This window comes from Parapedobacter sp. 2B3, from assembly GCF_041925275.1.
GTDB classification, from domain to species: Bacteria; Bacteroidota; Bacteroidia; order Sphingobacteriales; family Sphingobacteriaceae; genus Parapedobacter; species Parapedobacter pyrenivorans_A.
The window spans coordinates 26659-38781 of the sequence record NZ_JBHEUZ010000001.1 but is presented as its reverse complement, the minus strand read 5'-3'; the positions used below and the strand labels follow the sequence as shown (position 1 = coordinate 38781).

7 protein-coding genes are annotated in these 12123 nt (G+C 51.6%); 6 read left to right on the top strand and 1 reads right to left on the bottom strand.

What is annotated here, in order from left to right; genetic code table 11:
- Positions 1 to 187 precede the first annotated feature (187 nt).
- The 4 genes from ACEVG1_RS00125 to ACEVG1_RS00110 all read left to right on the top strand — a co-directional run bounded on the left by ACEVG1_RS00125 (position 188) and on the right by ACEVG1_RS00110 (position 8480).
- Positions 188 to 2320: a c-type cytochrome gene (locus ACEVG1_RS00125; RefSeq protein WP_374741480.1), complete on the top strand. Its 2133-nt coding sequence runs from the start codon at positions 188 to 190 to the stop codon at positions 2318 to 2320.
- 108 nt (positions 2321 to 2428) lie between these two features.
- Positions 2429 to 4777 carry a PSD1 and planctomycete cytochrome C domain-containing protein gene (locus ACEVG1_RS00120; RefSeq protein WP_374741479.1) on the top strand — a complete coding sequence of 783 codons (2349 nt, stop codon included), beginning with the start codon at positions 2429 to 2431 and terminating at the stop codon, positions 4775 to 4777.
- A gap of 70 nt (positions 4778 to 4847) precedes the next feature.
- Entirely contained in the window at positions 4848 to 6320 is a 1473-nt protein-coding gene (locus ACEVG1_RS00115; RefSeq protein ID WP_374741478.1) for a DUF1501 domain-containing protein, read from the top strand.
- A gap of 9 nt (positions 6321 to 6329) precedes the next feature.
- The gene (locus ACEVG1_RS00110) at positions 6330 to 8480 is read left to right on the top strand and encodes a c-type cytochrome domain-containing protein (protein ID WP_374741477.1); all 2151 of its coding nucleotides are present in this window, start codon (positions 6330 to 6332) and stop codon (positions 8478 to 8480) included.
- 129 nt (positions 8481 to 8609) lie between these two features.
- Here the strand turns inward: ACEVG1_RS00110 and ACEVG1_RS00105 are convergent, their stop codons facing one another.
- On the bottom strand, positions 8610 to 9635 hold the full coding sequence (locus tag ACEVG1_RS00105) for a LacI family DNA-binding transcriptional regulator (RefSeq protein ID WP_374741476.1): 1026 nt from the start codon (positions 9633 to 9635) through the stop codon (positions 8610 to 8612).
- Positions 9636 to 9737: 102 nt separating this feature from the next.
- Between ACEVG1_RS00105 and ACEVG1_RS00100 the strand changes: the two genes are divergently transcribed.
- Both ACEVG1_RS00100 and ACEVG1_RS00095 read left to right on the top strand, forming a co-directional pair.
- Entirely contained in the window at positions 9738 to 10589 is an 852-nt protein-coding gene (locus tag ACEVG1_RS00100; protein ID WP_374741475.1) for a sugar phosphate isomerase/epimerase family protein, read from the top strand.
- A gap of 48 nt (positions 10590 to 10637) precedes the next feature.
- Positions 10638 to 12062 carry a Gfo/Idh/MocA family oxidoreductase gene (locus tag ACEVG1_RS00095; protein WP_374741474.1) on the top strand — a complete coding sequence of 475 codons (1425 nt, stop codon included), beginning with the start codon at positions 10638 to 10640 and terminating at the stop codon, positions 12060 to 12062.
- Positions 12063 to 12123 lie beyond the last annotated feature (61 nt).

Here is a 12123-nt window from a genome sequence, read left to right as displayed (position 1 = left end):
GCAAATCTTTTATAGACTTGCATATAAAAGCAATTTTATATTAGTTTGCAAGGTGGCAGATTACAAAAGCAGATACAAAACAGAAAAGCGCCTATTATCAGTATTCCTTGGGGTAATTTTTATTTTTACGCGATGCAGCGTCGGAAACGAGAATGATGTGCTAAGCCCGCGGGCATCCATTAAGGCGATGGAGGTTGAGGAGGGATTCGACGTCGAACTCGTAGCGGCAGAACCGTTGGTGATTGCGCCCGTAGCCATGACCTTCGATGAAAAGGGTAGGATTTGGGTCGTGGAGATGGACGGGTACATGCCCGACACGTTGGGCATTGGTGAGGATGCGCCGGTAGGCCGTGTGGTTATCCTAACCGACCGTAATGACGATGGCCGGATGGATGAGCGCAGCGTGTTCCTCGATTCGTTGGTGATGCCACGGGCGATATGCCTTGTCGATAGCGGATTGCTCTTGGCCGAGCCCCCCAACTTGTGGTTTTACGAAATTCGGGCGGATAAGCCGGTTAGCCGTACGTTGGTGGATAGCACGTATGCGGAAGGTGGAAACGTAGAGCATCAACCCAATGGACTCTTGCGCGGTTTGGACAACTGGATTTACAGTGCCAAATACGATTGGCGGTACCGACGGTCCCCCGGTGGTGCCTGGCTGAAAGAGAAAACCCACTTCCGGGGGCAATGGGGAATCAGCCAAGATGATTGGGGCAAGTTATATTACAACGATAATTCGAGTAACCTTTCGGGCGATTACTTCCCCGCGGGATTAGGTTCGAACAACCCGAGCCAACGCAAAGTGGCGGGATACGGTGAAACCATCGTAGCTGATAACCGCGTTTATCCGGCACGCCCTACCACGGGCGTGAACCGCGGATACAAGGATGGGGTGTTGGATAGTACCGGCCGCTTGGTGAACTTCACGGCCGCTTGTGGTCCATTGGTCTACCGCGGTGGCCTGCTGCCAGGCATCAATGCCTTTGTGGCCGAGCCCGCCGCGAACCTAATCAAACGGAATGTGCTGGTGGAAGATGGGTATCGGGTAGTGGGTGAGCAGGCCTATCACGGGAGAGAATTTCTAGCCAGTAGCGATGAGCGATTCCGTCCTGTAAACCTTCATGATGGTCCCGATGGTGCGCTTTACGTGGTAGATATGTACCGCGGCATCATCCAGCATAGCACGTACCTTACGCCCTACTTGAAAAAAGAGATCGAAACACGTGGGTTGACCCTTCCCCTTGGCATGGGAAGGATTTATCGGGTAATACCCAAGGGTGTCAAGGCGAATTGGATAACGATGCCCCGGCGTACCGATTCGTTGGTTGTGCTGTTGGGGCACACGAATGGCTGGGTACGAGACAAGGCCCAGCAGGTGCTGGTAGACCGGCGTGCTACGGACGTGGTGGACCAGCTACGTGGGATACTGAGCGGCGGCGACAATAGTTTGCAGGTCGCTCACGCTTTATGGACCCTCGAAGGGCTGGGCCATTTGACTTTGCCCGACATCCAAACGGTATTACAACGGCAACCGTGGCAACTACGTGCGCAAGCCATTGTTGCAACGGTGTCATTGGCTTCGACCGTCGCCCAGAAAGAATTGGCAAACCTGGTAACTACGTACCTTTCGGGGCAGGATACGCTATTGCTGCCGTATGCCACCTTCGCGATAGCGTCATTAACAGCGATGGAAGGGTCCGTGAGTGCACAATGGGCCATTGAACATGCGGATAACAAATACCTGGCTGATGCCGTGATTAGCGGGCTTGAAGGGCAGGAACATATATTCTTGCAGCAATTATCCGCCCGGTTGCCTGATACGACCTCCGTACTTTACAGCCGTGTTTCCGCGGTTGTCCATCGACTGAAGGGCGAGCCGACTGCGGGCAGCCAACGGTTATTGGCCAAGCGTTATCCGCAAGGTGTCGCATTGTTCCAGAACGCATGTCAGCCCTGCCACGGGGAGGATGGTCGTGGTGTTTCGCCGATTGCGCCGCCACTGGCGGGTTCGCAATGGGTGAAAGGTAATAAACAACGCCTCATGGCCCTCGTGTTGTACGGGCTCACCGGCCCTGTTGATGTTTCCGGCCATACCTATGATGTGCCCGAGGTGAGCGGTGAAATGCCGGGGATAGCCCATAACTCGACCATTGACGACGCGGAGCTTGCCCAATTATTGAGCTATATCCGAAATGCTTGGGGTAATGCGACGGGTGACGAGGTGTTGCCTGAGAATTTGGGTGAAGTACGGTCTACATTTGGCCAGCGTACAGCGTCATTTACGCAAGAGGAACTATATCAGCTGTTTGGAAAGGACTAGATGTGGGCCCACATGTGTTTTGCGTGTATTAACTGATTTTATCGATTTAGCGTTAGACTATTCCAAAAGTTTCGTTAATTTTGACTGGAATACCAGTATAAATCGACGATGCAGCACTTTCTTTCTTCGAAATGGCTTATAGGTACGGCAATCATCTTGGTCGCGGTAGTACTCTCCGGTTATTTTTTTACGACGAGTAAAGTTGGGGGTGGGGGCGGACCTGCCATGCTGCCGGCAGTGGTCGATTATAATTTCCACATTCGGCCCATTCTTTCCGATAAATGTTTTGCATGCCATGGCCCGGACAAGAATGCCCGGGAAGCCGACCTGCGGCTCGATACGGAGGAGGGGGCTTACAAAGCATTGGTTGAAACGGCGGGTATGCATGCCATTGTACCGGGCCATCCCGATCGGAGCGAGGCATATCGGCGTATTACGAGTGATGATGAAACGGTGCGGATGCCGCCCGTATCTTCCAATCTGGCGTTGACTGACCATGAGGTGAAGCTGATCGAACGATGGATCAAGCAAGGGGCGGAATACAAGCCCCATTGGGCATTCATTCCCCCCAGTAAAGTGATCGTCCCCGATGTCCGCAATGGACGTTCAGCTTTTAATGAAATTGACCACTTTGTATTGGTACGTATGGAGGAGCGGGGTTTCAAGCCGAATCCGGAAGCTGAAAAGCATGTTTTGTTACGGCGGATGAGCTTTGACCTTACCGGATTGCCACCGACCGAAGAGCAGCTTCAGCGATTCCTGGCGGATCGTTCCGCCAATGCGTATGAGAAAATGGTCGACGAACTGATGGCCACCCCTGCCTATGGTGAGCGTATGGCCATGCACTGGCTGGATGTGGCACGATACGCCGATTCATACGGCTATCAAGATGACGACATCCGTACGCAGTGGCCATGGCGTGATTGGGTTATCCATGCCTTCAATGAGAATATGCCCTATGACCGGTTTGTGACTTGGCAGTTGGCCGGCGATATGTTGCCGGAGGCGACGAAAGAACAATTGCTTGCATCGGCATTCAATAGGAACCACAAAATAACCGAAGAGGGCGGCGTGATCGAAGAAGAATATCGGGTGGCCTATGCCATTGATAAGGCCAATACATTCAGCAAAGGCATTTTGGGAATTACCATGGAGTGTGCCCAATGCCATGACCATAAATACGACCCTTTTTCGCAGAAGAACTATTATCAGTTATATGCGTTCTTCAATAATTCATTGGAGAAGGGGCTTGAAGGGTTAGTGGACTCAGGCCCGTCGAAAACACCACGACTCACCATTACACAGCAAGACGTGGACGAAATCCTGCGATTTATCAACAAAGGAGGCGATACTTCCGCGGTATCCGTATCGGTAATGGGTGAGCGCGATGAGTTGCGGCCGACCTACATACTGGATCGCGGGCTTTACGATTCGCCCACCGAACGGGTATATCCGGGTACACCGGAAGCCATTATGCCATTTGATAGTATCCAATATGCGTCTAATCGGCTTGGGTTGGCTGAATGGACTTTCAGTAAGGGGAACCCGCTTACCGCCCGGGTATTTGTAAACCAGCTATGGGCTATGGTTTTTGGGCGTGGTTTGGTTGCCACGGTGGCTGACTTCGGTAACCAAGGTGAGTTGCCCAGCCATCCTGAATTGCTGGATTGGTTGGCGGCTGATTTCCGTGATAATGGCTGGGACATGAAGCGCTTGATGAAACAATTGGTGATGAGTGCCACCTACCGTCAATCGTCGCGGATTACTGAAAAATATCTGAAAGAAGATCCTGAAAACATATACCTGACACGAGCGAAACGACTGCGTCTGCCGGCTGAATCCATACGTGACCTCGCATTGGCCAGCAGTGGCCTGTTGAATACGGAAATCGGCGGTCCCAGCGTGAAGCCTTATCAACCCGACGGTATATGGGAAGTTACGAGTTCGGGGCGTGGAACACTGGCGAACTACGTGCAGGACCACGGCAATGCATTGTACCGGCGCGGCATGTACGTATTCATTAAGTTGACGGTGCCTCCGCCCAACATGCTTATTTTCGATGCGAGCAACCGGGATATGTGCGAGGTAACCCGCCAGCGTACGAATACACCGCTGCAGGCATTGGTGATGCTGAATGATCCGGTGATTCTCGAAGCTTCGCGCGTACTTTCGGAGACGCTGTTGGAAGCGATGCCGGATGCCAAGCCGGGCGCTTACCTTGAACGGGCATTCCGCCGTATACTGAGCCGTGATCCAAGCGAGAAGGAAAGGGAATTGATGGAAGCATATTATACGGACGAATTGGAGCGGTATAGCAAAACTCCGGCTGCTGCACGGGCATTTTTGGCTGTGGGCGAGGCACCCGCGGACGCGGATGTGCCGGTTGCTGAACATGCGGCACTAATGGCGGCCATACATGCATTATATAATTTGGACGAAGCGATTACGAGGACGTGACGGGGCGATTTGAAGGTTTGTTGATAAAAAAAAGCGTAGCTGATTACCGATAGCTGAAAGGAAAGCGTATATGAAGAAAGATAAGATGATAGCGAAAGAAGTGGAGCAAGCCCGGTTATACCAGAACCGGCGGCAATTCCTCTCCAGGCTAAGTGTAGGGATCGGAAGCGCGGCACTGGGGTCGTTGCTGATTCCGGACCTTTTTTCGAGTGGTGGTACGGGTGGCGACCGGGCTGCTTCGATGCTCCCCCACTTCGCGCCTAAGGCGAAGCGGGTGATTTATTTGTTCCAAAGCGGTGGTGTATCCCAATTGGAATCGTTCGATGCAAAGCCCAAGTTACGGGAAATGATGGGGCAAGATTTGCCCGAATCCGTACGCGGTAGCCAGCGGCTTACGGGAATGACCGCAGGCCAGGAAACATTTCCATTGGTGGGCTCCTACTATGATTTTGCCCAATACGGAAAAAGCGGCGCATGGGTAAGCAGTGTTTTTCCGCACATGGCAAAAATGGTGGATGATCTGTGCATTATCCGGTCGTTGCATACCGATGCCATCAACCATGATCCAGCCATTACATTCTTCCAAACGGGCGCCCAGCAGGGAAATCGACCCAGCATGGGCGCTTGGCTAAGCTATGGATTGGGTAGCGAAAACCAAAACCTGCCCGCTTTCTGCGTGTTGGTATCAAAAGGGCGGGGTAACGGGCAAGGCGTGTATGCCAAACTATGGACCAATGGATTCCTTGACTCCGTACACCAAGGTGTGCAGTTCATGGGAGGTCCCGACCCGGTGTTATATTTGAATGACCCTCCGGGGACGGACCGTATGAGCCGCAGGGCGCTCTTCGATAAATTGGCCGAGTTGAATAACCTCCATTTCGATGCGTTCGGTGATCCGGAGATCACTGCAAAGGTACAGCAGTATGAGATGGCCTACCGGATGCAGACCTCGGTTCCCGAGGTAACTGACCTCTCGAACGAGCCGGACCATATCATCAAGTTGTATGGACCCGATTGTTTGGTGCCGGGCACCTATGCGGCAAACTGCCTGTTGGCACGTAAGCTCACGGAAAATGGCGTACGTTTCGTGCAACTATACCATCAGGGGTGGGACCAGCACGATAGTTTGCCCGGCCAAATGGCGATGCAGGCCAAAGACGTTGACCAAGCCTCTGCGGCTCTAGTGGCAGATTTGAAGCAGCGCGGCCTGCTGGATGAAACACTGGTCATCTGGGGCGGCGAATTTGGGCGGACCAATTACTGCCAAGGTAGGTTGGCGCACGATAATTACGGTAGGGATCACCACCCGCGTTGCTTTAGTGTTTGGATGGCGGGAGGCGGAGTGAAACCGGGTATGGTTTATGGCGAAACAGACGAATTTGGTTATAATATAGTCAAGGATCCGGTGCATGTACACGATTTCCATGCTACCATCCTCCATCAATTAGGATTAGACCACGAGAAACTTACCTATCGGCATTTGGGTAGGCGTTATCGGCTTACCGATGTGGCTGGGACTGTCGTAAAGGATATATTGGTATAGGGGTAAGAAATGAAGATTATCCATTCGCTGTTGCTGAACCTGCTGATCGGCCTCGTTGTATTTATTTTATTCTTTCTGGTCTTTGAACGCATCATCGTTATTCCTCCCGTGTTGCAGGTAGTGGGGCGGGCCCACCCGTTGTTGTTGCATTTTCCGATCGTGTTGCTACTATTGGCGTGGTTGCTTACTTGTTTTGGCAATCGCTTGGCCGTGCTACCACCGGTTGCCTCTCGGATGGTATATGGGTTACTTTTCGCAAGTGCTTGGACTGCAGCTATTACGGTGGTTGCAGGCCTGTTGCTTGCCCAAGAAGGTGGGTACGAAGGGAGTGGCTTTCAATGGCACAAATGGATGGGTGTGGCGCTCTGTTTTTTATCCACGTTGCTGTTGGTATACCACCGTCGTGCCATTGGCCCTACTGGCCGTTACCGGCTTCTTTTTCGGGTGGGATTAAGTATTTCACTCGTCGTCTTGGTCGTGGCCGGTCATTTTGGGGCGGCATTGACCCATGGTGAAGATTATTTGTTTGAACCGTTGCGCCAGAAACAGCAGAAGACGTTGGATTTCGCCACTGCCGCCGTATTTCCCGACTTGGTTTACCCTATTCTGGAGGCCAAATGCCTGAACTGCCATAGCAACAGTAAGGCTAAGGGAGGGCTTGTACTGGCCGATACGGCGTCTCTATTGCAAGGTGGCGAGAGCGGTCCGGCCCTGGTAAAGGGGTCGGTGGCAGAAAGCCTCCTCATTGAGCGGCTATTGCTGGACCTAGACCACGAACACCGTATGCCACCGAAAGGAAAACCGCAATTGACGCCGGAAGAACTTGCCTTGATTAATGCATGGGTAGCTTCGGGTGCTGATTTCAATACGCCATTGGCCGCTCTGCCGATGGATGATACCATCCGTCAACTGGCAGCGGCGTTGTACCCCGTTTCCGAAGAGACGTATGACTTCCCAGCGGCGGACGTGGAGGTTATCAAGTCACTGAACACCCCTTACCGCGTGGTTCGGCCAATTGCCCAATCATCGCCGGCATTATCGGTGATTTTTTTTGGCAAGGCATCTTATTCAACGCAGTCATTGCAAGCATTGAAACAGGTTAGCAGGCAGATTGTTTCACTGACTTTGAGTGGTATGCCGCTAAGCGCCAGCGACCGCGACTTACTGGCAACCTTCACCAACCTACGGGAGTTGACGGTAAACAATACAGAGGTGGACGATGCTTGGTGCGATGTATTGTCTCGTTTGCCCAAACTGCATACGCTAAGCGTAAGCAGCACAGCGATAACAGAAGAAGGTCTCGGTATCTTGTTGGCAGCCCCCTCCCTGCGCGCGGTGTACGTATGGAATACGGCTGTTGCTGCTGCCGCCGTAGCGCAGCTGCGGCAGCAGCATGCGCATGTTCGCATCGAACAGGGGTATGTTGATTCGGGCGAAACGGTATTGCCATTGAATGACCCTGTAATTGCCCCTGTGAGTAAGTTCTTCCGTGACAGCCTGGTAGTGACATTGAGCCACCCGGTGCCGGGTGTGGAATTACGTTATACCATCGACGGAAGTGAACCGGACAGTTTACGTTCGCTAATTTACCGTTCGCCGCTTCCGGTGTCCGAAACAACTTCCATCCGTGTGAGGGGTTATAAATCGGGCTGGATATCGAGTAGGGAAATGGCCCGGACGTTTCACCGCACCGGTGCTGAGCCTAGTTCGGTGGCGTTGCTGGCACCTCCCAACCCTCGTTACAAAGCCCGGGGTGCCCATGCGCTCCATGATCTCGAAAGCGGGGGAAGCAACCATGCCGACGGAAAGTGGCTCGGCTTTCATGGAGAGCCGGTGACAGCCGTCTTATCTTTCGATAAGGCCACGGACATCCATACGATAGGTATCAGCGTAAAACAAGATTACGGTCGCCACATCTATCCACCGCAAGAAGTGGATTTATGGGGTGGAACAGACTCGACGGATACCCGATTACTGGCCCAATTCCGACCCGAGCTATCCACCGGTCCATCGCCCACGCTTATGTTGGAAATACCGGTGGCCGGACACAATGTCCGGTACCTCCGGGTAGAGGCTAAACCATTTTTACCTATTCCCACCGGGTATCCCGCAGCGGGTAATCCGGCATGGATTTTTGTGGATGAAATCATCATTCGGTAAGTTTGGGTCGGTAAAGCTGAAAAACCAAGTACACCGTTTGAAAGGTATCGTAATCCGGCTTTTTTGATACGAATTTGGTGCGCTTTGGAAACTTTTATGGGGTCCAGGTCTTTTTGGGGAGGGCTTTCGTTACCTTTGTTTCTGACTGGAGAAAACCTGTAATTCACAAGGCGTTTTAACAAGCTGGGGTTGGTACTTCGCTTGTGGATGGTTAACCAAATCCAGTAGTAATGAACCGGCTTTTTGTCCGATTTCATAAGGTTGTTCTTTGAGGGAAGCAAGTGGGGGACGTTCGAGGTATTGGATGACGGGGTTGGCACCATAACCAATCAGTTCAACGGCATCCGCCTTTGCAGGGAAATCGTGCCGTAGACAGTTCAGTGAATCGAGCATCACTTGGTCTTTGAACGCAAGGATCGCGGTGGGTGGATTATCTAGCTGCATCAATCGGCGTGTCGCCTGTATATTGCCTTGTTGGGTGAAGTCGCTTTCTTGCACGAGCGATTTGTCGAAGGGGATGTTATATTGGATAAGGCCATCGCGGTAGCCCAGAAAGCGGTCGCGGCTGGTGGTCCAGAAAGAGGAAACATTAATGAAACCGATGCGTCGATGGCCCCGCGATACGAAGTAGGCGATGGCATCGATGGATCCCGTATACACGTCACTGCATACGCAATGGTGTTCTTCATTGATGGGCTTGCGCATGAAATAGACAATGGGCGTTCCCGAATTGACGAAATCGTTGATGTGATTGGTGTCTAATGTCTCACGGGATATAGCAATGATTAATCCGTCCACACGGTTGCTTTGCATCGTAATGAGGAGTTCTTTCTCCCGTTGTAAGCTTTCGTGGCTTTGGCCGATAAGGACGTTGTAGCCATGGTCGTAGGCAAATTTTTCGAATCCTTCCACAGCGGCCACATAGAAGTGATCGAGCATGCTGGGTATGAGGATTCCCAGCGTAAATGATTTTTGCTGCTTGAAACGAATAGCGGTCTGGTTGGGGACAAAGTGGAGTTGCTTCGCCAGTTTTTTGACGCGTTCTTTGGTTGTTGCCCCGATATTGGGATGATCCCGCAACGCCTTCGACACGGTCGAAGGTGAGAGATTCAAAGTCGAGGCAATGTCTTTTATTGTAGCGCGCTTATGGTCCATCGGGCTAATATACGTAAAAAGCTGGATTTAACGGGTGCGCCGGGGCGATAAGAAAAACGAAACGAAACGAAAATAACGTATGATTTATTATATTTCAAATTAATGGAAACAAGAAGAACATTTATTCAAAAAGGCTTACTGGGTATTTCGGCGGCCACGGTGGTGGGTACGTCCGCCACGCAGGCATTCTCCGGCAGCTACGTAAGTGCGGTTGCTGCGGATGGGTTTGCTTTGGGTATTGCCGGTTATAGCTTTGTGCATTTTGACATAGACCAATCGCTGGCGATGATGAAACGGATGAATGTGAATTTCTTATGTATCAAGGATTTCCATCTCCCCTTAGCCAGTACCGAAGCCCAAATTTCGGCTTTTCACGAAAAGCTGGCTGCTTCCGGCGTAACCGGTTACGCAGTAGGGCCACTTTACATGACAAAATCTAAGGCAGAGATTGATAATGCATTTGACTATGCAAAGCGCGTGGGCGTGAAATTGATCATCGGGATTCCGAACAAGGAGGATTTGGCATATATTTCGGAAAAAACGGCCGAGTATGATATCCGGTATGCCATACATAACCACGGCCCCGAAGATAAGCTATACCCCAACGCCACCAGCATTTTTGAATTGGTTAAGGATTTGGATCCACGGATGGGACTATGCTTCGATATGGGGCACAATATGCGGGATGGCCAGGATCCGGCCCGCGACATGAAACGGTACCACAAACGAATATTCGATATCCACTTCAAAAATGTAACCGCGGCAACGAAAGACGGAACGACATGTGAGTTGGGTAGGGGGGTGATTGACATTCCGGCATTTATAAAGACACTTCGCAAGGTGGGATATAATGGTAAATGCAGTCTTGAGTTTGAGAAAGACATGAAAGACCCACTGGCGGGACTGGCAGAGAGCGTCGGTTACTTCAGGGGAGTATCGGATGCGTCTGCCTAATGGCACGATATTGTAAAATTAATTAATTCCACCATAAATCAGTTATAGATGAATAAGTATGAATATTCGAGGAGGATATTCCTCAAGCAAGCTATGCTGGCTTCGGCCGCCGCGGCCGTCGCTCCCGGTTTGCTAGCGGCAAAGCCGAAACTGGCCGCTCCCAACGAACGTGTTAACTTGGCGTGTATCGGTATCGGCAATCGGGGTGCGCAGATCATCGGCGATTTGTACGCCACTGGCTTAGCCAATATCGTCGCACTGTGCGACGTGGATATGGGAGCGCCACATACGGTAGATATACTGAAGAAATTCCCCGATGTGCCACGCTTCCAAGATTTCCGTCAAATGTTTGATAAGATGGGAAATGAAATCGAAGCCGTATCCATCGGGGTGCCCGACCATTCGCATTTCCCCATCACCATGCACGCTATGGGGTTAGGCAAGCATGTCTATGTGGAGAAGCCGCTTGCCCGTACATTCCAAGAATGTGAGTTGCTGATGCAAGCCGCCCGAAAATACAACAAGGTAGTTACACAAATGGGGAACCAGGGCCATTCGGAGGCCAACTATTTCCAATTCAAGGCATGGGTGGATGCTGGTATCATCAAGGATGTAACCGCCATCACCGCCCATATGAACTCTCCGCGCCGTTGGCATGGATGGGACCCGAATATCAAGTCATTTCCACCAGCCGAGCGGATTCCAGACTCGCTGGACTGGGACCTTTGGCACTCGGCGATAGCGAAACAACACGACTATAACCACGATTACATCAACGGGCAGTGGCGCTGCTGGTACGACTTCGGTATGGGCGCGTTGGGCGATTGGGGTGCCCATATTATCGATACCGCCCATGAGTTCCTGGATCTCGGGTTGCCCTACGAGGTGGAATGTACGAAGGCTACCGGCCATAATGACTTTTTCTTCCCGATGTCATCCACGATTGTGTTCCGGTTTCCGAAACGTAAACGTATGCCAGCGCTTGATATCACGTGGTACGATGGGCTGGATAACCTGCCGCCCATTCCAGAAGGATATGGGGTGTCCGGTCTGGACCCCAATATTCCGCCGCCCAGCACGGGCGACATCGAACCGGTGAAATTAAATCCCGGAAAAATCATTTATGGCAAAGAACTAACGTTCAAGGGTGGTTCCCACGGCAGCACACTCTCCATTATACCTGAGGAGAAGGCCAAGGATATGTCATCGCGCTTACCAGAAGTACCGGTGAGCCCGTCCAATCACTTCGCTAATTTTCTGAAAGCCTGCAAGGGTGAGGAGAAAACACGATCGCGGTTTGAAATCTCTGGGCCGTTGAGCCAGGTGTTTTCGTTGGGTGTCATGGCGCAGCACCTTAACACGAAGTTGGAATTTGACCGGAAGAAAAAGCGGATCACAAATAACAATGTAGCCAATGATTTGTTGATTGGTCCGCCGCCACGTAAGGGTTGGGAACAATACTACCAAGTGTAATCTGTAGGCTCCTTATCTCGAAAACGTGCATCCAAGTTGTTTATCTTGTGTGCACGTTTTT